20 protein-coding genes are annotated in these 22,391 nt (G+C 62.4%); 8 read left to right on the top strand and 12 right to left on the bottom strand.

What is annotated here, in order from left to right:
• Positions 1-33: 33 nt before the first annotated feature.
• The 6 genes from ABZS45_RS11440 to serS all read right to left on the bottom strand — a co-directional run bounded on the left by ABZS45_RS11440 (position 34) and on the right by serS (position 8,617).
• Complete coding sequence (locus ABZS45_RS11440) at positions 34-879, bottom strand: HAD family hydrolase (protein WP_412099928.1); 846 nt, start codon at positions 877-879, stop codon at positions 34-36.
• 199 nt (positions 880-1,078) lie between these two features.
• On the bottom strand, positions 1,079-2,626 hold the full coding sequence (glpK, locus tag ABZS45_RS11435; RefSeq protein ID WP_046647612.1) for a glycerol kinase GlpK: 1,548 nt from the start codon (positions 2,624-2,626) through the stop codon (positions 1,079-1,081).
• A gap of 24 nt (positions 2,627-2,650) precedes the next feature.
• Complete coding sequence (locus ABZS45_RS11430) at positions 2,651-3,388, bottom strand: MIP/aquaporin family protein (RefSeq protein WP_412099927.1); 738 nt, start codon at positions 3,386-3,388, stop codon at positions 2,651-2,653.
• A 76-nt stretch (positions 3,389-3,464) separates the two neighbouring features.
• On the bottom strand, positions 3,465-5,189 hold the full coding sequence (locus ABZS45_RS11425) for a glycerol-3-phosphate dehydrogenase/oxidase (protein WP_412099926.1): 1,725 nt from the start codon (positions 5,187-5,189) through the stop codon (positions 3,465-3,467).
• A gap of 330 nt (positions 5,190-5,519) precedes the next feature.
• A complete protein-coding gene (locus tag ABZS45_RS11420) occupies positions 5,520-7,265 on the bottom strand; it encodes a lysophospholipid acyltransferase family protein (protein ID WP_412099925.1) in 1,746 nt (581 codons plus the stop codon).
• An 89-nt stretch (positions 7,266-7,354) separates the two neighbouring features.
• A complete protein-coding gene (gene serS / locus ABZS45_RS11415) occupies positions 7,355-8,617 on the bottom strand; it encodes a serine--tRNA ligase (protein WP_412099924.1) in 1,263 nt (420 codons plus the stop codon).
• A gap of 66 nt (positions 8,618-8,683) precedes the next feature.
• On the opposite strand from serS, the gene ABZS45_RS11410 reads away from it, so the two are divergent.
• The 3 genes from ABZS45_RS11410 (at position 8,684) to ABZS45_RS11400 (ending at position 10,979) form a co-directional block, all read left to right on the top strand.
• On the top strand, positions 8,684-9,415 hold the full coding sequence (locus ABZS45_RS11410; protein ID WP_412099923.1) for a GntR family transcriptional regulator: 732 nt from the start codon (positions 8,684-8,686) through the stop codon (positions 9,413-9,415).
• 72 nt (positions 9,416-9,487) lie between these two features.
• The gene (locus tag ABZS45_RS11405) at positions 9,488-10,603 is read left to right on the top strand and encodes a septum formation family protein (RefSeq protein ID WP_412099922.1); all 1,116 of its coding nucleotides are present in this window, start codon (positions 9,488-9,490) and stop codon (positions 10,601-10,603) included.
• 28 nt (positions 10,604-10,631) lie between these two features.
• A complete protein-coding gene (locus ABZS45_RS11400) occupies positions 10,632-10,979 on the top strand; it encodes a metallopeptidase family protein (RefSeq protein ID WP_070718847.1) in 348 nt (115 codons plus the stop codon).
• A 44-nt stretch (positions 10,980-11,023) separates the two neighbouring features.
• Here ABZS45_RS11400 and ABZS45_RS11395 read toward each other — a convergent pair whose 3' ends face one another.
• Together ABZS45_RS11395 and pheA are read right to left on the bottom strand one after the other, a co-directional pair.
• On the bottom strand, positions 11,024-11,671 hold the full coding sequence (locus tag ABZS45_RS11395) for a histidine phosphatase family protein (protein ID WP_412099920.1): 648 nt from the start codon (positions 11,669-11,671) through the stop codon (positions 11,024-11,026).
• A gap of 11 nt (positions 11,672-11,682) precedes the next feature.
• Positions 11,683-12,594, bottom strand: coding sequence for a prephenate dehydratase (pheA, locus tag ABZS45_RS11390; protein WP_412099919.1), 912 nt, complete (start codon positions 12,592-12,594; stop codon positions 11,683-11,685).
• Positions 12,595-12,635: 41 nt separating this feature from the next.
• On the opposite strand from pheA, the gene ABZS45_RS11385 reads away from it, so the two are divergent.
• The 3 genes from ABZS45_RS11385 to ABZS45_RS11375 all read left to right on the top strand — a co-directional run bounded on the left by ABZS45_RS11385 (position 12,636) and on the right by ABZS45_RS11375 (position 15,972).
• Positions 12,636-13,781, top strand: a complete 1,146-nt coding sequence (locus tag ABZS45_RS11385; RefSeq protein ID WP_412099918.1) for an amidase — start codon at positions 12,636-12,638, stop codon at positions 13,779-13,781.
• Positions 13,778-14,476, top strand: a complete 699-nt coding sequence (locus tag ABZS45_RS11380) for a CPBP family intramembrane glutamic endopeptidase (protein WP_412099917.1) — start codon at positions 13,778-13,780, stop codon at positions 14,474-14,476. Before ABZS45_RS11385 ends, ABZS45_RS11380 begins: the two co-directional genes overlap by 4 nt.
• A gap of 92 nt (positions 14,477-14,568) precedes the next feature.
• Positions 14,569-15,972: an LCP family protein gene (locus tag ABZS45_RS11375; protein ID WP_412099916.1), complete on the top strand. Its 1,404-nt coding sequence runs from the start codon at positions 14,569-14,571 to the stop codon at positions 15,970-15,972.
• A gap of 104 nt (positions 15,973-16,076) precedes the next feature.
• Here ABZS45_RS11375 and ABZS45_RS11370 read toward each other — a convergent pair whose 3' ends face one another.
• The 3 genes from ABZS45_RS11370 to ABZS45_RS11360 are packed head-to-tail and all read right to left on the bottom strand — an operon-like array spanning position 16,077 to position 18,679.
• Positions 16,077-17,006, bottom strand: coding sequence for a DUF5926 family protein (locus ABZS45_RS11370; RefSeq protein WP_412099915.1), 930 nt, complete (start codon positions 17,004-17,006; stop codon positions 16,077-16,079).
• A gap of 21 nt (positions 17,007-17,027) precedes the next feature.
• Positions 17,028-17,732, bottom strand: a complete 705-nt coding sequence (locus ABZS45_RS11365; protein WP_412099914.1) for a glycerophosphodiester phosphodiesterase family protein — start codon at positions 17,730-17,732, stop codon at positions 17,028-17,030.
• Positions 17,732-18,679 carry an L-lactate dehydrogenase gene (locus ABZS45_RS11360; protein ID WP_412099913.1) on the bottom strand — a complete coding sequence of 316 codons (948 nt, stop codon included), beginning with the start codon at positions 18,677-18,679 and terminating at the stop codon, positions 17,732-17,734. The genes ABZS45_RS11365 and ABZS45_RS11360 overlap by 1 nt, the downstream gene beginning before the upstream one ends.
• Positions 18,680-18,819: 140 nt before the next feature.
• Here ABZS45_RS11360 and ABZS45_RS11355 point away from each other — a divergent pair, with 140 nt between their 5' ends.
• The gene (locus ABZS45_RS11355) at positions 18,820-20,661 is read left to right on the top strand and encodes an alpha/beta-hydrolase family protein (RefSeq protein WP_412099912.1); all 1,842 of its coding nucleotides are present in this window, start codon (positions 18,820-18,822) and stop codon (positions 20,659-20,661) included.
• A gap of 24 nt (positions 20,662-20,685) precedes the next feature.
• Here the strand turns inward: ABZS45_RS11355 and msrA are convergent, their stop codons facing one another.
• Positions 20,686-21,336, bottom strand: a complete 651-nt coding sequence (msrA, locus tag ABZS45_RS11350) for a peptide-methionine (S)-S-oxide reductase MsrA (RefSeq protein ID WP_412099911.1) — start codon at positions 21,334-21,336, stop codon at positions 20,686-20,688.
• Positions 21,337-21,499: 163 nt separating this feature from the next.
• Between msrA and ABZS45_RS11345 the strand changes: the two genes are divergently transcribed.
• Entirely contained in the window at positions 21,500-22,102 is a 603-nt protein-coding gene (locus ABZS45_RS11345) for a superoxide dismutase (protein ID WP_412099910.1), read from the top strand.
• The last annotated feature ends 289 nt before the right edge of the window (positions 22,103-22,391 follow it).

The raw sequence follows: 22,391 nt of genomic DNA, 5'->3' as shown, positions 1-22,391 counted from the left end.
TTCACGGCCACAGCAAAGCGGGGTACAGCAGTGCTAGAACCAGCGCTCGAGGACCTTTGCCACGCCTGCTTGGTGGTGCGCTAGCGTCACCGTATCTGCGGCCGCCGCGACATCCGGGTGAGCGTTTTCCATGGCAACACCGCACCCAGCCCACTCAAGCATCTCGATATCGTTAGGCATATCGCCAAAGGCAATGATCTCCTCGCGGGCGATACCGTGGTGCTCAGCCAGCCATTTAATTCCACGGCGCTTCGTCACGTTGGGGGCCGCCACCTCGAGGATTCCCTCGGACATCGAGTAGGTGACGTGGGCAAGCTCGGAATCGATGTGGGGAGCGATGAGGCTGTAGAGCTCCGGCGCGGAGAATGCGGTGTTGCGAATCAACAGCTTCACCGCCGGCCGGGACACCAACTCCCCCACGCTAACCAGCCCAAAGCCTTCGAAGAGCGCGTTCTCCGAATAGTGCGACTCAACGACGAAGAGTTCCTCAACCGGGTCCATAACCGAGCCTCCCGTGCGTTCCGCACCGAAGCCAACGCCGCCGTGGGGCTCGAGTACCTTGGTCGCCACCTCCACGATTTCCGCGAGGGCCTGCGGCGAGAGCTCGTGGGCGGAAAGCACGCGGTCTTCCGCCGAGTCATAAATCACCGCGCCATTTGATGTCACGCACACTGGGCGCACGGTCAGCTGCTCCAGCACGGGCATGATCCAGCGGAAGGGCCGGCCAGTTGCCAAGGCGAACGCGCTGCCCGCAGCTACCGCGCGGGCCACTGCTTCGCGGTTTCGACGGGGAACTCGGTGGTTCCGGTCCAATAAGGTGCCGTCGATATCACTAATGATGAGGCGCGGAGCGCGGTCCGAAAATACGTCACTGGCCATAGCCCCGAGTCTACGTCAGGGCGACACGCTCAATGGCGTGCCCGCAACGCGAGTAACCACCACACCGTCCGCCACAGCGCTAAAGCCCCGCCACCGCGTTGCACCCAGCCGCAATCCGTCACACCTAAAACGACGAAAGCGGCCGCCACGAGAATGCTCGTGACGGCCACCTCTTCGTGCAAAGACGCCTGGTTAGCTCTTAGGCGATAACGTCATCATCATCAACGTCTTCCCAGTTCAGGGAACGCTTGATGGCGCGCTTCCAGTCGCGGTAGAGAGCCTCGACTTCTTCCTTCTCGCGCTGTGGCTTCCAGACCTTGAAGTCTCCCTGCTGGGAGCCCAGCACGCTGAGGTCATCCCAGAAGCCGGAGTCCAAGCCGGCGGCAAAGGCCGCACCGGTGGCGGTAGTCTCCACGTTCTTCGGGCGGTGAACCTCCACGCCGAGCATGTCTGCCTGGAACTGCATGAGTAGCTCGTTCATGGTCATGCCGCCGTCGACTCGCAGCTCGGTGATCTCCACACCGGAATCAGCAACCATGGCGTCAGCGACGTCACGGGTCTGGTACGCGGTGGACTCCAGGACCGCGCGGGCCAGGTGCTTGCGGTTGGCGTAGCGGGTCAAGCCCACGATGACACCACGAGCGTCCGGGCGCCAGTACGGAGCGAAGAGTCCGGAGAAGGCAGGAACAATGTAGACGCCGCCGTTGTCCTTAACCTCACGCGCCATGTTCTCGATGGAGGCGGAGTTCGGGATGATCTGCAGGTTGTCACGCAGCCACTGCACCAAGGAACCACCCATGGAGACGGAACCCTCGAGCGCGTAGACAGGACGCTCGCCCTCGCGCTGGAAGCACACGGTGGTGAGCAGGCCGTTCTCAGAGAACTTCGGGGTGGTACCGGTGTTGAGCAGGAGGAACAGACCGGTGCCGTAAGTGTTCTTCGCGGAACCCGGGCGGAAGCAACCCTGGCCGAACATGGCGGCCTGCTGGTCACCCAAGATGGCGCGAATCGGTACACCGGACAGCGAGCCGCGCTCGCGGACAGTACGGAAGTCACCCAGGGACGGGCGGATCTCCGGGAGCATGGAGGTCGGGATCCCCATCTCCTTGCACAGTTCCTCATCCCACTCGAGCTTTTCGATGTCCATGAGGAGCGTACGGGAGGCATTGGTGACGTCGGTGGCGTGGAGGGCCTCTTGACCGTTGTCGCCGTCGGCACCGCCGGTGAGGTTCCACAGCAGCCAGGTATCGATGGTGCCGAAGAGAAGCTCGCCGGCCTCAGCGCGCTCACGGGCGCCCTCGACGTTATCGAGGATCCACTTCACCTTCGGGCCGGCCGGGTAGGAGTTGATAATGAGGCCGGTGCGACGACGCCACTTGTCCGCGCCGTCGTCGCCGGCGAGTTCCTTACAAATGTCGGTGGTTCGGGTGTCCTGCCACACGATGGCGTTGTAGACCGGCTTGCCGGTGTTCTTGTCCCACACAACGGTGGTCTCACGCTGGTTGGTGATACCCAGAGCGGCGATGTCTTCAACGTTGATGTCGCCGTTGGCCAAGGCCTCACCCACCGCGCGGCGGGTATTGCTCCAGATTTCCTCTGGGTCATGCTCCACCCAGCCCTTCTCTGGGAAAATCTGCTCGTGCTCGAGCTGGCCGACGGACACCTGCTCTCCGTCGTGGTTGAAAATGATGCAACGCGTGGAGGTCGTACCCTGGTCAATCGCTGCAACGTAGCTCTTGGTGGACATAAGTTTCTCCTTGTCGGGGGTGTTTTAAAGGGCTATGGATAGCAGGCCAACGGCGACGGCCGACAGCATCGGCGCGACGACCGGAACCCAGGCATAGCTCCAGTTTCCAGTGCCCTTGTCCTTGATAGGGAGGACAAAGGCGTACATGATGCGGGGGCCGAGGTCACGGACCGGGTTGATGGCATATCCGGTGGGAGTGCCGAGGGACAGACCGATAGACACGATGACGAAGGCAACGCCGAAGTAGCTCAGCGGGCCAAGCTCGCCACCGGTAGGACCAAAGGCGATGAACATGAGCAGCACAGTGGTTGCGATGAACTCCGTCACTGCGTTCCAGCCGTTTTTCGGGTGCGCCGGGTTCGTGAAGAAAATACCGCCGGTGTTCTTGTTGGCTCCGGTGACGTTACCGGCTTCGTCGACATTGTTGGCGTCGAAAAGCTGCTTGAACGTTGCCCACGCCAGGAAAGCACCGAGCATGGCGCCCAAGATCTGACCCAGGAGGTAATAAGGCACAAGGCTCCACTCGAGAGAGCCATTGACAGCGAGCATGATGGTCACCGCCGGGTTCAGGTGACCGCCAGAGGGGTCCGCGATGCTAGCGCCCAAGTAGACGCCGAGGCCCCAACCCATTGCGATAACGATCCAGTCTGCACCGCGCGCCGCGGAGGTGCGGAGGTTTACAGTCGCGCAGACGCCGTTACCCAACAGGAGCAGCACTGCCGTGCCAAGGAACTCCCACAGGAATGCATCAGTTCCGGTCATAACTTGTCCTTTCTCTTTTGCCTAGACCAAAGGCCCAGCGAGAGACAGCAAACGTCCTCGCTGGGCCCCGTGACGCTTAGGCTTCTTCCTTAGTGGCTCGTGCGCTGCCAGCGCGCTCGAGAATGTCATTTGCCTCACGGTCGGTGAGGGCAGCCTCGGCGGCAAGCTCCGCCTCGGTGTGCTGCTTGAAGTGGCTAACCTCGCGCTCAATGTCGCTCTGGTCCCAGCCCAGCAGTGGCGCGACGAACTCAGCAATAGGCTGAGCAGCGGCAACGCCTCGGTCGGCGAATTCGATGGCTACGCGCAGGCGACGAGACACGATGTCGTCGATGTGCAGTGCACCCTCGTGGGTGACGGCGTAGCGGGCCTCAGCCCAGATGTAGCTCTCAGCGCCCGGAATCGGCTCAAGGAGGGAGGCGTCATCGGCGGCCGGAGCCAGTACTTCGCTGATGAGCGAACCGTAGCGGCCAAGCAGGTGCTCGATGCGCTTCTCGTCGAGGTTGTAGCGGCGAGCAAGCGCCGGAACCTGGTTGGCCAAAGCGTGGTATCCGTCCGCGCCCAAGATCGGAGTGCGCTCGGTGACGGATTCTGCCACCTTGAAGCCCAGTTCCTTGGCGGCCAGGTCCACCGCGTCCTTACCGATGACGCGGTAAGTCGTGTACTTACCACCAGCAACGGAGACGAGGCCCGGGGCTACTCGGGCAACGGCGTGGTTGCGGGAGAGGTTGGTGGTGGAGTCGGACTTACCGGACAGCAGCGGGCGCAGACCGGAGTAGACACCAACGATGTCCTCGCGGGTGATCTTGTTGCGCACGCGCTGGTTGACCTGGTCCAGAATGTAGTCGATATCTGCCTTCGTCGGAGCCGGGTCCGGCAGGGACAAGCCCTTTTCCCAGTCAGTATCGGTGGTGCCGATGATCCAGTACTCGCCCCACGGAATGACGAAGAGCACGGACTTTTCGGTGACGAAGCACAGCGCGGCATCCGCATCGAGGGCATCCTTCGGAACCACGATGTGCACACCCTTGGAGGCGTGAACGGTGAACTTGCCCTCCGCGCCGGCCATGTCCTGAATCTTGTCGTTCCAGACACCCGTGGCGTTGATGAAGACCTTGCCCTTCACGGTGGTCTCGCGGCCGGTCTCGAGGTCACGGACCTTTGCGGCGGTGATGCGGCCGCGGTTGTCCTTCTCGAAACCGATAACCTCAGTGCCGGTGCGCACGCTTGCGCCATATTCAGCGGCGGTACGCAGGACGGTCATGGTGTGGCGGGCGTCGTCGACAAGCGTGTCGTAGTAGCGCACGCCACCGACGACGGCATCCTCCTTGAGACCCGGGGTGACCTTGAGCACGCCCTTGCGGGTGAGGTGCTTCTGCATCGGGACGCTCTTGGCACCACCCATGAGGTCATAGAGGGTAAAGCCGCCGAACATCATGACGCGCTCCCAACCGCGGTGGGTCAGGGGGAAGATGAACTTCAGCGGCTTTACCAGGTGCGGGGCCAGGGTCGACATGTTGAGCTCGCGCTCCTTGAGGGACTCCGCAACGAGGCGGAAGTCAAACATCGCCAGGTAGCGCAGGCCACCGTGGAACATCTTGGAGGAACGCGAGGACGTTCCTGCCGCAAAGTCTTGGGATTCCAGCACGGCCGTCTTTAAACCGCGGGTGGCCGCATCCACCGCAGCACCAGCGCCTACTGAGCCGCCGCCGATGATGACGACGTCATAATCCTCGGTGGAGTAGTCGTTCCATGTCTTTTCAAAATACTCAGGGTTGAAGCTGTTAATACTCGTCGTGGTCATTGTTGACCGAGTCTCCTCTCTCGCTGCACGGCGCCAGAAAGCCCTGCCCTCGTTGACGGTATGCGCAGCATATTGTGCTCATCCACCACGCACCCAGTGTGCCGATTCCTCGACTAATTGCTCGGATAGCGGATGAAGAAGAAGTTTTCTCCCACCGCCAATGCTATAGATCACCCGATTTTCCCTCTGGAGACGCTACTCACACGTAAGTTTCCGCGCCGTAACCTGGAGTTACTCAGCCCTTTCATAGGTTGACAAAATAAAATAGCACCCCCTTCCGGGGGTGCTAACGGACGTTAAGGACTAGTTGCAAGTCCAGGGTTTCCAACCTTATTTTTTCTCCTGCTGCAGGCGCGCCATCGCCTCCAAAACTTCTGCCATGCCGAAACGTTCCACGGAATAGGTCACCGCTTGGGCAGCCTTAATCACCTCAATGGGAGCTGTTTCCAGCGCCACCATGTGCACAGCGACGCCTTCCCCGCCCTCCGCAAACGTTTCATCACCAGGCTCATTCGCAAAGAATAGAAGGTCCGCAGGCTCGGCTCCGATCCTCTTCGCCACAGCTGCCAGCCCCTCGGCGGGCGAGGACGCCGTGACCACCACACCCCCGGGGGCATCGTTAAACTGCACCCCTTCAGCCGCGTCTGAGCAGGCAATGCGCCAACACGTTTGGGGAAGCTCACCAAAAGCAGCGGCGTCGAGGACCTCACCTTGAGGCGAGAGCACAACCAGCTCCTCCACCTGCGGGTGCAACTGCGCCAGCGCTTCCTGAAGCCGCTTCGAGATTTCCCCGTTCTCCATGCTCAGCGCACTCTGATCCGCCACAATCACCCGTGGCACAACGGAGTACTGGGCCTTCACACGGTGCGGCAAGCGGGAGACGATAATGCGCGATTGCGTCGCCGCAGAAAGCAGCCCCTGCTCCACCACGGAACCGGCGAAGATCTCCTTGCTGCTCGCAGTCATCGAAGCCTGGGCTTCCACCACATCGGACTTCAGTTGCGCCATAACCTCCGTGACCTTGTCGCGGCCTTCCCCGACGCCGCGCATGGCTTCCTCGACCACCGAGTTGAGGTTCTCCTTGATCCATTCCAGAGTCTCCGGGGCAGTACGCGGGCGGTCTTTGCCTTTCTCAGCAGCTGAGCTTTCAACCTGTGCGCCGTCGTTTTCCTGCGTGGCGTCGACGTTCTCGTCGCCAAGCTCTGCTCCCGATTCTCCGGAATCAGCCCGTTTCATCAGCGCCATCCGGTCGCGCATGAGCTCCACGGTGGCCTCGGAGATGCGGTCCTTGAGGCTGGTCAGGTCATCGCGCAACCGGCGCACGCGGTAGCGTTCGGACTCCACCTCGGAGTCCTGGGCCTCGGCTTCCTCCAGCGTTGGCGCGCCACCTCCCTTGCGGGCGGGCACCCAGAACTCCCCGGCTGGCATCGGTCCGAACTCCGCCTCATACTCCGCCCACAGTCCCTCCAGGGCCTCCTGCATCCGGCGGCGCACCTCCGCGATATCCGCGTCGAAATCGCCCGTCGTGTAATAAGGCTCCAAAGCTTTAATCAGCACCGGCGTCTTCGTGCGGCCCAAGTGCTTCTTCTTCCCCTTAGTCCAAATACGCTGGGAGCCAAAGATAACCTGCGGAATAATCGGCACGCCCGCACCATGCGCAATACGCGCCGCGCCGTTACGCATGCTGCGAATTTCAAAGCTGCGGGAAATCGTTCCCTCCGCGAAGACCCCCACGAGTTCCCCACTCTTGGCTAGTTCGATGCCTTTGACAATCGACGCCCCGCCATCGATACGGTCCACCGGGACATGCCCCATGACCTGAAAAAGCTGCCCGGCCACCGGCGCCTGGAAGATGGAGGCCTTAGCCAAATAGCGCACCAAACGGCGCTTGCGGTAAGCCAAGAAGGCCCCGAAAAGGAAATCCATGTAACCCGTGTGGTTGCACACGATGACGGCCCCGCCCTGATCCGGGATATTCTCCTCCCCGGACAAGCGCATCTTGAGCCCCTGGGCCAGAGTCACCCCGCGGCCGATGTGTGTGATCTGCCGGTAAAGGAAGTTAGTCACAGCGCTCATGGTGCTCCAAACAGCTAAGGCCCCGCCGTTGAGAGCAGCGAGGAGGGACAAGAGAGGGCGGCGCGCGAAGCCCCGCGCACCGCGTTCTTCTAGGAGTTTACGGGGTACAGCACGTCCTTGCCCACGAATGGGCGCAGGGCCTCCGGAACCACCACGGAGCCATCTGCCTGCTGGTGGTTCTCCAGAATGGCTACGAGCCAGCGGGTCGTAGCCAAGGTGCCGTTGAGCGTGGCGGCGTACTGGGTCTTGCCGTTCTCATCGCGGTAGCGCGTGGACAGGCGGCGCGCCTGGAAGGTGGTGCAGTTCGAGGTCGAGGTGAGCTCGCGGTACGCGCCCTGAGTGGGCACCCACGCCTCGTTATCGAACTTGCGCGCCGCAGAGGAGCCCAAGTCTCCGCCCGCGATATCGATGGTGCGGTAGGGCAGCTCCATCGCCGCCAGCATGTCCTTTTCCATGTTCAGGAGCTTCTGGTGCATCTCCTCGGCGTCTTCCGGCTTGCAGTAGACAAACATCTCCAGCTTGTCGAACTGGTGCACGCGCAGGATGCCGCGGGTGTCCTTGCCGTGCGAACCTGCCTCGCGGCGGAAGCAGGAAGACCAGCCTGCATACTGCAGCGGGCCCTTGGACAGGTCGATGATCTCTTCCTTGTGGTAGCCGGCCAGGGCCACCTCAGAGGTGCCAACCAGATAAAGATCATCCGCCGGCAGGTAGTAAACCTCATCCGCGTGCTGACCCAAGAAGCCAGTTCCCTGCATAACGTCCGGGCGCACGAGCACCGGCGGGATCATAAGGCTAAAGCCAGCTTCACGAGCCTTCTGCGCAGCCAACATCAGCATGCCCAGTTGCAGGAAGGCGCCGTCACCAGTGAGGTAGTAGAAACGTGCGCCGCCGACTTTGGCGCCCCGCTTGACGTCGATAAGCCCCAGCGTCTCACCCAATTCCAGGTGATCCTTCGGTTCGAAGTCGAACTGCGGCTTCTCACCGACCTCCTCGAGGACGATGAAGTCATCTTCGCCGCCCGCCGGAGCACCCTCCACCACGTTGGAGAGCTGGTACTGCAGCTCCGTCACCTTGGCCTCGGCCGCGGCCGCTTCCTCGCCGGCCGCCTTGACCTTTTCCTTCAGCTCGTTGGAGCCCTCCAGCAGCGCGGGGCGCTCCTCCGGAGAAGCCTGGCCAATCTTCTTACCAAAGGCCTTCTGCTCCGAGCGCAGCTGGTCTGCCTTCACAATGGCCGCGCGGCGCTGTTCATCGGCGGCGAGCAGCTGGTCCACCAAAGCAGGGTCCTCCCCACGGTTTACCTGGGAGGCGCGGACGACATCGGGATTTTCGCGAAGAAACTTGAGATCAATCACGCCGGATAGTCTAGCGCACGGCCATACCTTTGCGCTGGTCATAACCAGCGCATTATCATCAATAATATGGCACCTCACATTATTACCGACGGCCCCGTGCCCAAGCACGCTCAGCTGCGGGATATCCTCTCCGAGCTCTGCCGAACCACCCTCAAACCCGGTGACATCCTCCCCGGCGAACGCATTCTCGAAGAAACCTACGGCGTTTCCCGCATCACCGTGCGCCGCGCCATCGGTGATTTAGTGGCCGAAGGCCGCCTGCGGCGGGTGCGAGGCAAGGGTACCTTCGTGGCTCCGAACCCACTCGTCTCCCGGCTCCATTTGGCATCCTTTTCCGATGAGATGGGCTACCAAAAAGTACAGGCTTCCTCGAGAATCCTGCTGGGTGAGCGCAGCACCGCACCCAACGAGGTGTGTGATTTCTTCGGCACAGAGACCACGGTTGCACACACCCACCTGCGGCGCCTGCGCTTGGGCGATGGCGAGCCTTATTCCATCGACGATGGCTGGTACAACTCCGCCTTCGCGCCGACGCTGCTAGAAAATGACATCTACAACTCCGTCTACGCCATTCTGGACAGCACCTTCAAGGTCCCCATCACCGAGGCCGAGCAGACAGTCACCGCGGTGGCGGCAGAGGAAGACATCGCCGAGCTTCTCGACGTCCCCCCGAACACCCCACTTCTCCACATCACCCGCCTCGCCCGCTCGGGGGACCGACCGGTTGAATGGTGCTCCTCGGTCTACCGCACTGACCGCTACCGCCTTACGACCCACGTCTCCCGCACGCGTATGTAGCGGCGCGCCGCTCCGAACGGCGCCGGGCGGGCTAGAAGCTAGGGCCGCTAAGGGAGTAGTATGAGGAGTTCTATGAGCACTTCATCTGCATGGCGCTCCGCCTCCGCCATCCGCGTCGTCCTCGTTGCAGCCGTGGCCGCGGCCGTCTTCATGGCCTCTTACGGCCTCTTTAGCGGCGAGCCAACCGGCACCGATTCGGCCGGGAATGACTCCGCTAGCTCCAGCGCCAACGGCAGTCAGGCCGCCGATCCTTCTACCGCCGACGGCGAAGCTGCTCCCTTCACCACCGCCTCCGCTGGGGCATGCGTGACCTGGGACATCGCTCCGGATGGCACCGCCACCGGTTTTGAGCAGATCAGCTGCGATAAGCCGCACCGCTTCGAAGTCTCGGCTCGCGAGGATCTCAGCGCCTACCCCACCAGTGAGTTCGGCCCCAACGCCACGCGCCCCGACATCACACGCCAAAACGCCCTGCGCGATGAGCTGTGTGAGGCACCCACGGTGAGCTATCTCAATGGCAAGTGGGACCCTAACGGGCGCTATGACATTGCTTCCATCCTGCCCCCGGCCGCATCCTGGGATCAGGGTGACCGTACCTTGCTGTGTGGCCTGCAGACTACCGACGCCAACGGCGTACCGCAGGAATCCACCGGCAAGGTCAGCGAGGTGGACCAGGCGGTCGTCGCCAAGCCCGGCGAATGCCGCAAGGTGGATGATAAACAGGTACTCAATACCGTTCCCTGCCAGGAACCGCACCAGATGGAGACCGTATCCGTCATCAACCTGGCCGAAAAGTTCCCCAATGGCTACCCCAGCGATGAGGACATGGATAAGTTCCTCTCCGAAACCTGCACCCAAAATGCCATGGATTACCTGGGCGGCGAGGAGAACCTCTACCAGTCCACGCTGCAACCTTTCTGGGGCGCGATGAGCCGCGAGACCTGGGAGAGCGGATCCCGTTCGGTGAATTGTTCGCTGATCCACATCAAGGACGGTCACTTCTCCGAGATCACCGGCTCTGCCACAGGGGGACGCGAGGCCCTGAGCATTAACGGCGCCCCGCCGACCGAGCAGCCGAAGCGCAACCCATTGCGCGAACCGAATGCTCAGCCGGGCGGCGAGAACGCCGAGCCAGCTGGTGCAAACGACGCGCCCGCCACCCCCGAAGCTGCGGCTCCGGCCCTCTAAGCCCGGCCATTGAACAGGAAATAGCCACATGTACGAGGTCAGCGAAGAACGCTTCGAGGAACTGGTCGGCGAGGCCCTGGATAAAATTCCGGATCGCTTCGTTGATCAGATGCGCAACCTGGTCATCCTCGTCGAGGAAGAGCACCCAGAGAACCCTGAACTGTTGGGGCTTTATGAGGGCGTCATGCTCACGCAGCGCACCGCTTCACACACCGGCTACCTGCCGGATACCATTTCCATTTACCGGCAGCCTCTGCAAGCCATCAGCAACTCGGAAGAAGAGCTCGCCCACGAAGTCATGGTGACCGTCTTCCACGAGGTCGGGCATTACTTCGGTTTCGAGGAGGACCGCCTCCACGAGCTCGGCTGGGGCTAGGCGCCTAGCGTGACCACACCGAAACCTACCGTGGCCGCGAGAAACTAAACCTCGGTATCAGCCCAGCGCTTGAGCATCCACTGGCCGAAAGGCTGGCCCTGCGGCTCCATGAGGGTAAAGCGGCAGTTCGGCATGTAGCCGGTATAAGCAAAGTCTGGGTCCACGCCGCAGGCATGTCTCGTCACTACGCGAATGGCGGCGCCGTGGCTGACGACGACGATGTCTTCATCATCCTCCAGCTCCGCAGCGAGATCCTCCAACACCGGTTGGTAGCGCTCGAGCACATCCACGTAGCTCTCACCACCAGGCATCCGAGCGGACTCATCACCGTCGAGCCAGCCGCGCAGTGCCACCATGTATTCGCGGTGGGTGTCCTCGCTGCCGCTCATTTCATGTTCACCGGCGAAGACCTCGTGCAAGCCTGTACGCACTTCCACGGGAACAGTGCGCTCATCGGCGGCTTCGCCGAAGGTGCGGGCGGCCAGCATCGCGGTCTGCTGGGCGCGCAAGGCAATGGAACACACAAAGCGCACACGGCGGCCCGCGCACAGTTCAGCTAACTCGCGGCCGACATCTTCCGCTTGGCCGCGGCCGCGCTCGGTGAGCTCGGCACCTGGGGGCCGGGTATCCATAACGCGGTCAATATTGGAAAAGGTCTGGCCGTGGCGCAGGAGGATGATTCTTCCGGTCATGCTTCACCACACTATTGGCCGGTGCGCGCCTGCGCTACCCATTCATCGGCTTCTTGCAGACGCGCCAAGTTTCGTGGGGCCTCCCCGAGCGCCACCGCGGAAGGCCAGGAACCAACGAACACGACGTCCTCCGCCCGCAGCCACAGTGCCCGCAGAGCCTCCGCCACCGGCTGGTCCTCAATGTGCCCGATGAGATCGGCGTGGAAGCGATAGTTACCGAAGACGGTGTGCAGCGGGCGGGATTCGATGCGGGAGAGATCCACCCCGCGATGCGCGAATTCCTGTAGGGCCCCCACTAGGGAGCCGGGCTCGTTGGGCAGGGTGAAGATGACGGACGTCCTGTCGTTGCCGGTCCGTTCGGTCGGCTTTCCGGCCGGTCCCACGAGGACAAACCGCGTCGTGGCTCCCGCGACATCTGCCACGTTCTCCGCAAGAGAATCCAGCTCAAAGACCTCCGCTGCGCGGGCAGGAGCGGCAGCGACATCCACCTCCCCGCGCGCCACGGCCTGCGCCGCCGCGCCATTCGACGCCGCCGGAACATACTCCACGTCCGGCAAGTTCTGCTCCAACCAACCGCGCACCTGCTGGTAGGCCACAGGGTGCGTGGAGAAGGTGTGGAGAGTCTCCGAGGACGTGCCGGGGCGCACCAGAATGGAAAAGGACACTGGCAGGTCTACTTCACGGTAGATCTGGACTCGGGAGCCGTCGGCAAGCGCGTCAAAGGTGGCAGTCACCGGCCCATCCACGGAGTTTTCGATAGCCACGCAGGCATAATCCGCCGCACCAGTGCGCACCGCCGACAGCGCCTCGGCCGGGGAGCTCACCGGCAGCCCCTCGGGGGAATCAAAATCTGCGGCGAAGTGCTGCATCGCCGCTTCCGTGAAGGTTCCAGCGGGCCCGAGGAATGCGATCGTGGTGCTCATGACAGCAACTTTATCTCAGACAACTACTAAACTGAGCCGCCATGGAGAGCACCGAGTTCACTCTGGACAAGCTGCGCGAGGATCTATCTGGCCTGAGCCCTGCGGAGCACGGCTTCACGTACCTCGACCTCGAGCGCCGGCCGCAGGCGCACGGGCGCTTGAGCGGCTGGATTCTCTCGGTCAAGGACCTTAATGACGTCGCCGGCATGCCCACCACACTCGGGCATGCCGAGCGCGCCTACGTGGCGGAGGAGACCGATCCTTTCGTGCAAGAGCTTATCGACGCCGGCGCGCTCATCATCGGCAAGTCCGCAGCACCCGAGCTGGGCCTGCGTGTGGACACCGAACCTGTAGGCCTGCCGCACCCGGATAATCCGCTCTACCCGGGCCATACCCCGGGCGGCTCCTCCGGCGGGGCGGCGGTCCAGGTGGCCCGGGGCCTCATGCGCGCTGCGCATGCCTCCGACGGTGGCGGTTCCATTCGCGTGCCGGCTGCCGCCTGCGGTGTCGTCGGGTTTAAACCCGCCGGCGAGGATCTCTCGGTGCAGGGGTTTATCACGCGCAGCATCGCCGATACCGCAACACTGCACGGCCTGACCCCGCGTGCCCGGCGCGCTCGCATCGGCGTGCTGACGGATCCCCTCTTCGCTCAAGCCGAGGTGGCCCCGCACATGCTGCGCGCGGTCGCAGAGGCCACCGCCACCTTTGAAGGCGCGGGTTTCGAAACCGTGGCTATCTCCCCCTATCCCCAGGCCACCCGCACCTTTGAGGCCTTCCAGCACATCTTTAGTCGCCGGCTGGCCGGCCTTGACTTCGCGGAGGGTTACGCGGAGTGGATCCGTGCGAAAGGCCGCCGCGTTACGGACTCCGAATTTGCCGCGGCCCGCGCCCACGCCGCGCAGCTGCCGGAAATGCTGGCACAAGAGTGGGAAGTCGACGCCATCTTGAGCCCCATGCTGGCCTTCGATCCACCCCGGCGCGGGCACTTCCTGGCGCTGGAGCACCAAGCCAACTTCGATGAGCAAACGCGGTGGTCACCGTGGGGATCGTTGTTCAACGTAGCGCAGTTGCCCGCTATTTCTGTGCCCTGGCCGGTGCGCGATCACCCGCCGGTGGGCGTGCAGCTAGGCTCACTCACGCTTGACGAGTCCTCCCTTCTCGGCCTCGCCCAGGTGCTTCACCCATGACCGCGCGCTCACGCCTGCGCGCGGAAATCCTCATCGTCCTCACCATCACTTTTGGTATCTCGGGTGTGCGCGCCGTACTGCGGCTGACCGATTCCCTGCTCAACCCGGCCCCGCTCAACGAGCAATCGGTCACCATCAACGCCTCGCAGTCGGCGACTTCGCTACTGGACCTTGCCTTCCAGCTCTGCAGTGCCGCCGTACTGTGTGCCTGGGGAGCGCTTGCCCTTTATTTGATTTCTTTTCCGCCCCGCCCACAGTGGCGGGACGGCCTGCACGGCGCGGCGTTGGCGGCGGTAATCGGGGTACCGGGTCTGGCGTTGTATTACATAGCGCTGCACTTCGGCTGGACCAAGGAGGTGGTCCCGGGAGCTTTCGATACGTGGATTGAGATCCCGGTGCTGCTCATCAAGTCCTTCGCTAATGCCTGGGCGGAGGAACTGGTGGTGGTGTACTGGTTCATGATCAGGCTCAAGCAGAGTGGTTGGGCCTTACCCGCAACGCTGGCCGCCTCCTCTATCTTGCGCGGTTCTTATCACCTCTACCAGGGAGTTTCCGCCGGCTTTGGCAATATCATCATGGGCTTGCTTTATGGCTGGTATTTCCACCGCACGGGCAAGGTATGGCCTCTGGTCATCGCGCATTTTCTTATCGATGCCATCGCCTTCGTCGGTTACGCACTCCTCTTCGGTGCCTAAGCGGTGCCCGGGACAGCGTCGCGCCGAAAAGACCACCACCGCGCCCTGTGGGATAGGTGGGGCGCAAGTGGTTTCGCGGTACAGTGTTCCCCATGACCTACCAAGGACGCGATCCCGAGCGCGAAGCTCGCCGTGCTGGCGAGCCCCACGGCACTCCCCGCCGCGCGGGCTCCGCTGATTCTGCGAGGCCTTCCCGCCCCTACGACCCGGCTGGCCCGCGCGCCTCACATGCCTCCGGCCAGGACGCGGGCGAATTTGTCCTTGGTGCTGATGGGCAGCCCTTGCGTGATCGCTACGGCCGTCCGGTGCGCCGCCGTCCATCCACACAGCGCAGCACGCCGTCTCATAATTCCCCACGCACCCAGCGCCCCAGCCCGCGTAGCTCACGGCCAGAGGAAACCCGCTTCGACGTCGACGCCTACATGGCCCAGCACTCCCCCGCTCGCCCAACGCCCCACCAGAGCGCGCCCACCCGGGAACCTGCCGCCAGCGCATACCGGCGAAGCCCCGACGCACCGCCACGCAGCTACTCCCCACAGGCTCCCTCCCGCGGGCGTTCCGCGGGACGCCCACATAGCCGCCGCAAGAAGGTCAACCCGGCCAAGCAAGCTTTCGGTTGCTTGGGCTGGCTCGTCGTCATCGCCCTCGTCTTCATGGTGGCTTTTACCCTGTGGACGGATTCACGCCTCACCCGCATCGATGCCCTGCCCACCGAGCAGGTGGCGCAGACCTCTGGGACGAACTGGCTGTTGGTGGGCTCAGACTCCCGCCAGGGCCTCACCGAGGAACAACAGGCGGAGCTAGGCACCGGTGGCGATGTGGGCGTCGGCCGCACCGATACCATCATGCTGCTGCACATCCCCAGCTCCGGAAAGGCCGAGCTGGTCTCCATTCCACGCGATAGCTATGTCGACGTGCCAGGCTTCGGCATGGACAAGGTCAACGCCGCTTTCACTTACGGCGGCCCGCAGCTGCTGACCCAAACCGTGGAACAAGCCACCGGCCTCCACATCGATCACTATGCGGAGATCGGCATGGGCGGCTTGGCAAACGTCGTGGATTCCGTCGGCGGCGTAGACATCTGCGTTAAGGAGCCCATCAACGATCCACTTGCCGGCATCGACCTCCAAGCGGGCTGTCAAAAGCTCCGCGGCCCAGACGCGCTCGGCTATGTGCGCACCCGCGCCACCGCGATGGGTGACTTGGACCGTGTGGAGCGCCAACGCGAGTTCTTCGCCGCGCTGCTGGATAAGGCAACGTCCTTCTCAACCATTGGCAACCCCTTCAAGGCCATCTCCCTGGTTAACCACACTGCAGATTCCTTCATCGTCAACGAGAAGGATCACGTGTGGCACCTTGCCCGCGTGGCACTGTCGATGGCCTCAGGTGTGGAGACGAAGACTGTGCCGATCGGCGGCTTCCAGGACACGGTCGTGGGCAATGTTGTCCTCTGGGATGACGCCGAGGCCCAAGCCCTCTGGGACTCCCTGCGCTAAGACTCCGGCCGGTCATTTCGATCAAATAAGGCTCCAAAACCAAGGGTTTTGGAGCCTTATTTGATCGTTTCGTACCCACACCTCGGGGCGAAGGCACCGAAGTACTAGCGCAGCGTCACCTGACGGGACTTGATGTTCTGCAGCTGCTTGCGCTCATCGGCGTCGAGGTTAGCGTCGTTGGAAATCTCCTTCTCCAGCGCCTTGTTCACGCGAGACAGCTCTGCCTCGTAGGAGTCGTGCGCAACCTCCGGGTCGAGGTCGAAGACCGGAGCGATGAGGCCGTGGGTACGGAAGACACCGGCAAACTTGGTGTTTTCTCCCAGGTTGAGCTCACCGCGAGCGGCGATGCGCGCCAGCGCATTAAGGAAAGCATTCTCGTCATCGCACGGGCGGACCCAGCGGATATGCGCCTTGCCGCCACCGGCATTAGCCCAGAAGGCGGTGCCGACAAAGCCCTCGGCCTCCTGGCCCACCTGGTAGGACTCGATGACGGAATCATTGGCGCGCTGCAGAGCCTGCGCCATGTGCGGCGGGACCTGCGCGCCCTCCGGCATCCACCACGCGAAGTCCTGGTAGACGTTGATCTCCAGCTCGGCGTCCTCCTCCAGCAGCTCCTTGAGCTCCGGCTGGGAGCCATCAGCGGCAGTGGACTCAAGGGTGGAGCCCGGCGCGTTGTTCTTCACCCAGTTCAGGGCAAAAGCCAAGTCGCGGCCCGGGTTGTGAGTGTGGGACTGTACCTGCAGGCCCACGAAGGCCTCTCCACCGGATTCCTCATCACGGATGAGCGCCGCGGTAGCACCGGGCAGCACGGTGGTGACGTAGACATCCTTGTCAAAGCCCTTGACGGACAGCTTCGCCGTTGCGGAAGGAACAAATTCCTGCAAAGCGACGAGGCTAGCCTCAGCGGCGAGCCCGCCAAAGGGGCGGGGGTCCTTTTCCAGGGCAGCGCGCTCGGCGGCGCGGGCAGCGAGCTTAGCTTGGCGGCGGGACATGCCCTCCGGCAGCTGTTCGTTCTTCTTTTTCTTCTTGGCCATACTGAACAACTTACCTGTTCATTACAGCTCAATGGCATGCAGGGCCACTTCTGGCTGGTTCGTGGCGAGAATATCTACCCCGTTGGCCCACGCCCACTTCATGTCCTCGGGTTTATCGATGGTCCACATGTACGTGGGCAGACCATGCGCGCCGATGGCACCAGGTTGGAGCTTGCCGCGCAACAGCGACATACCTAAGCCAGTGGGCTGGGATAACAGGATATCCGGGCGGTTGACGTGGCGCTCCCAATCGCGGCGCAGGTAGATGCGGTCGACGTGCGGGGCGAGTGCTGCCATTCGACGAATGGCCCGGTGGGAAAAGGAAATCATGTGGATCCGGGGGTCGTCGAGAAGCCCTGCGTAGCGCAGCCGCAGCACCATCTGTTCTTCGAGGATGTCGCCTTGCCCCGAGGGATGCTTGGTCTCAATGTAGAGGTGGTGCTTCTTATCCCCGAGCATGTCGAGGAGTTCGTCGAGAAGCAGCATGCGCTGGCCACCACCAATCTTCAGGCGGCGCAGCTCCTCCCATGTCATCCGAGACACTCGTCCTGAGCCATTCGTGGTGCGGTCCAGTGTGGGATCGTGATGAACCACCACCTTGCCGTCGCTGCTCAGGCGGATATCGCACTCGATGCCATGAATGGGAAGTTCGAGCGCTTTTTCAAAGGCAAGAGGGGATAGCTCCGGATATTTCCCGGAGTATCCCCTGTGGGCGACAATCTTCACTAGTCGAAGATTTCTTCCTTGATGGTGTTGAGGGTGTTGAAGGAGTTCTCGAAGCGCTCCTTCTCGTGGTCATCGAGGGCCAGCTCGATAACGCGGTTGACGCCGGAGCGGTCAACGATGGCTGGGGTGCCGATGAAGACATCCTCGTGGCCGTACTCTCCCTGCAGGTAGGCAGAGACCGGGAGGGCGACGGCCTGGTTCTGGATGACCGCGCGGGTGATGCGGGCCAGGGCCATGCCGATGCCGTAGGAGGTGGAGCCCTTAGCGTCGATGATGTGGTAGGCAGCGTCGCGAGTGTCCTCGAAGATCTTCTCGATGCGCTCGTTGTAGCCCGGGTCCTTTTCAGAACGGTGGGACAGGGAGACACCTGCGATGTTGGCGGAGGAGACGACCGGCAGCTCGGAGTCACCGTGCTCACCGATGATGTAGGCGTGGACGGAGGTCGGTGCCACGTCATCCATCTCAGAGAGCATGTAGCGGTAGCGGGCCGAGTCCAGGACGGTGCCGGATCCGATGACGCGCTGGTGCGGGAAGCCGGAGGCCTTCCATACTGCGTAGGTCAGGAGGTCCACCGGGTTGGAGGCGACCAGGAAGATGCCGTCGAAGTCATTCTTCATGACGTCCGCCACGATGGAGTTCATGATCTTGACGTTCTTGTCCACGAGCTGCAGGCGGGTCTCGCCGGGCTTCTGAGCGGCACCGGCGCAGATGACGACCATGGAGGCGTCCTTGCAGTCTTCGTAGGTGCCCTTGGTCACGCGGGTGCGGGACGGGGCCCAGACGACGCCATGGTTGAGGTCCATGACGTTGCCCTCGAGCTTCTTTTCGTCGATGTCGATGATGGCCAGGTGATCAACAGTGCCCTGGTTGACCAGAGCGTAGGCGTAAGCAACTCCAACGTCGCCAGCGCCGATGAGTACTACTTTGTTTCCAACATGATTTCCCATGACTCCTATTGTGCCCCTCATGTCCGAGTTTTGCTCGTTATGCGCCCGAATTCACAGGTTAAGTAGTCCGATCTCACATTTTTATGCCCGATTGGGTCTGATCGGTGACATCACTGCACGTCCACCCCAAAGCTGGTTCAATGGCCAGCATGCGTCAACTTGCGCGCCGCATCGCCCTCAAAACCGCCCGCACGGGACTTCAGGCAGCCATCTTTTCCTTGGAGCTCATCAGTGATCTCACCCCCGGAATGCGCATGACCGGCAGGCGACGCCTGCCGCAAAATATGTGGCCCGGGCTCTTCGGCGCCGAAGTAGCGACCTGGGCAGCCGTCTCCCCGTCGCTATTGCCACGCCCGTGGTGGGTTACCGCTGCCAACGTGGCCATCGGCCAAGGCGCGGGACATCTCGCCGCCACTACCGCGGCTTTCGCAGCCAAGCGCGCCTTACGCCACGCGGGCCGGCGCCCCCAGGATCGGGTCGGCCCCACCACTCGGCGCTATTCCTACTATTTACTGGGGCTCGGAACCTTCATCGCAGGCATACGCTCCCTGCGCAACCAAGCAGAGCAGGCCCGCCTCGTGGGCAAACTCAATGACCGCGGCCCGCAATCCGCCGCACTAGGCATGATGGTGGGTACCGCAGGCTACGGCGCCTTGCTCATCGTAGGGGAGGCGGCTCAGCTTACCGTCACTCAGCTTTCTCTCCAGGTGCAGCGTTGGCTGCCCCGGTGGATTGCCTGGCCCCTAGCCGGCGGCGCGGTGGGCTTCGCCGCGGCCGTGGCCAGCGACCGCATGGTCTGGCGCCGGCTGCTCCGCAAAGCCACTGTCCAGGGCCTTGCCCTCAACAAGCTCGTCTATCCGGGATCTGTCATGCCATGGGAGCCGGAACGCTCGGGCAGCCCATGGTCCCACGAGCAGTGGACGGCTGTCGGCTCACAGGGCCGCGTTTTTCTCGACCGCGGCCCCCGCGCCCAAGACATCAAAGAGGTCATGCACTTCGACCGGGCGCGCGAACCAATACGCATTTACATCGGCCTCATCCGCGGCCGTGGTCCGCACGCCGCCGCCCGCCACGCGGTGGCGGAGATGGACCGCACGGGGGCCTTCCACCGCGACACCATCGTGCTGCAGATGCCCTCCGGCTCAGGCTGGATCAATAATTATTCGGTCAGTGGCTATGAATTCCTCACGCGCGGCAATTGCGCCACCGTGGCCTTGCAATTCGACTACCTGCCCTCCATGTTTTCCTACCTGGTGGATAAGAACCTCTCCCGCACTTTTGCACGCGAGCTCATCGCCGCTGTTCACGCCCGCCTCACGCTCTTGCCCGAGGACAACCGCCCCAAGTTGTATTTAAGCGGCGAATCCCTGGGCTGCTATGCCATCGTGGAAAACTACGAGACGGTCGAAGATTTGCTCGCGGCGTGCGATGGCGCGGTATTCACTGGGCCGCCCCGGATGACCAGTTTCATGCGACGCCTGCACCGTGAACGCGGCTCCTTGGAGCGCTTGCCGCTTATCGACGGCGGCCGGCACCTCCGCTTCGCCGCTGTCCCCGCCCATATGGAGCACGATGCCTTCGGCGAACCCTACGGCCCCTGGGAACGCCCGCGCGTGGCGGTGGGCCAGCACGCCTCTGACGCCATCGTGTGGTGGGACAGCAAGCTCATTTATGCTCGTCCCAACTGGATCCACGAGCCCACCCCGCAGACCTTGTACGCAGATACTTTTAAAAACCTGCGCTGGCATCCGTTCATCACCTTCTGGCAGGTAGCACTGGACCAGATCAACTCGCTCAACGTGCCGGGCGGCCACGGGCACAACTACTTCGAGGAAACCTTCTGGTACTGGGATTCCGTCCTCGGATCCCAAACCCGCACCCAGCTCACTCCGGAGCTAGCTGAGCGCATGCGGGACTTTGTGGAGCGCGACCAGCTCAACAAACCTTCCGACTTCCGCACGCATGTGCGCAAACAACTCTAGCCGCACGCACGTGCGCTCACCATGTTAGCCGCACTTCACGCCGGTGCTGTGGTGCGGGCAGTAACCGTTGGGCACCTTGTGCAAGTACTGCTGGTGTTCGTCCTCGGCCAGGTAATACTCTCCCGAGTCTGTCTCGCTGAGGAGGGTGACTTCGGTGGTGGTGGCGCCGAAGCCGGCGTCGGCAAGCTTGCCTGCGTAGGAATCCACAAGCTGCTGAATCTCCTCGCGTTCCTCCTCAGTCTCCGGGTAGAACGCCGAGCGGTACTGCGTGCCCACGTCGTTGCCCTGGCGGAAGCCTTGAGTCGGATCGTGGGCTTCCAAGGCCTTGACCACAAGGTCGCGCAGGCTCACACGCTGCGGGTCATAGGTAACCTGCACCGCCTCCGCGTGGTTGGTTAGCCCACGGCAGACCTCGTAGTAGGTCGGGTTAGGCGTGGTGCCGCCCGCATAGCCCACGGACGTCGACTCCACCCCCTCGGTTTCCCAGAACATCTTCTCCGCGCCCCAGAAACAACCGATGGCGATGATGAGGGACTTCTGCCCTTCCTTCCACGGTCCAGTAATCGGAGTGCCTAGCACCGCATGGGGCTGCGGGTTGTCCAAAACCGGCTCGGCGCGCCCGGGAAGGGCGTCCTCCGCTGCTACCAGCTTGGGTTCTGGTTTGAAAAGAAACATGCTGGGTTCTCCTTCGCTTAGTGTTGTCCTCCCCTTATACTCCGCTGCGCTGCCCACAATCCAGGTTTTTGTTCACGGCCTCTCCCATAGAAAAATTATTGTGGCCAAATTCTCATCCGGCCCCTACCATGGGGCCTCGTACCCCAAAGAAAGGATGAAACAAATGGCTGTTTACGAACTTCCGGAACTCGACTACGCATACGATGCCCTGGAGCCGCACATCTCCGCTGAGATCATGGAGCTGCACCACTCCAAGCACCACGCTGGCTACGTTGCTGGCGCTAACGCTGCGCTCGAGGCTCTGGAGGAGCAGCGCAACGGCGAAGCCAATGCTGACGCCATCCGCGCTCTGTCCAAGAACCTTGCCTTCAACTTGGGTGGCCACACCAACCACTCCATCTTCTGGAAGAACCTCTCCCCGAACGGTGGCGGCGAGCCCACCGGCGAGCTGGCTGAGGCTATTAACCGTGACTTCGGCTCCTTCGAGAAGTTCAAGGCTCACTTCTCCGCCGTTGCTACCGGCCTGCAGGGTTCCGGCTGGGCAGTTCTGGGCTACGACCACGTTGCTGGCCGCCTGATTATTGAGCAGCTGACCGATCAGCAGGGCAACATCTCCGTGAACTTCACCCCGCTGCTGATGCTGGATATGTGGGAGCATGCCTTCTACCTCCAGTACAAGAACGTGAAGGCTGATTACGTCAAGGCTGTCTGGAGCGTCTTCAACTGGGATGACGTTGCTGAGCGTTACGCTGCTGCCACCAAGTAAGCACTCTGGCCTCCTTTAAGGCCATATAGTTTCGACCGCGCTGGGTCCTCTTCATTGAGGCTCAGCGCGGTTTCGCGTTGTGACTCCCTCTACAGGCTTTGCGGAGGACCACCCAACCCCGATATCCAGACCGCAACTGCCCGATCCGCCAAAGTTATGCGCCGCCATTGCAGATCCGAGAGGGATCTTCGTCATATTGGGCAGTTGGCCTATCCGTTAAGGCACTCCGCCGCCTGGGAGCACCAGTGCCAGGCTGCCACACGAGATCTCCAGCCCTGAAGCACTCCGC

The organism is Corynebacterium aurimucosum (assembly GCF_046895345.1).
GTDB classification, from domain to species: Bacteria; Actinomycetota; Actinomycetes; order Mycobacteriales; family Mycobacteriaceae; genus Corynebacterium; species Corynebacterium aurimucosum_G.
This window is presented reverse-complemented; position numbering and strand designations above follow the sequence as displayed.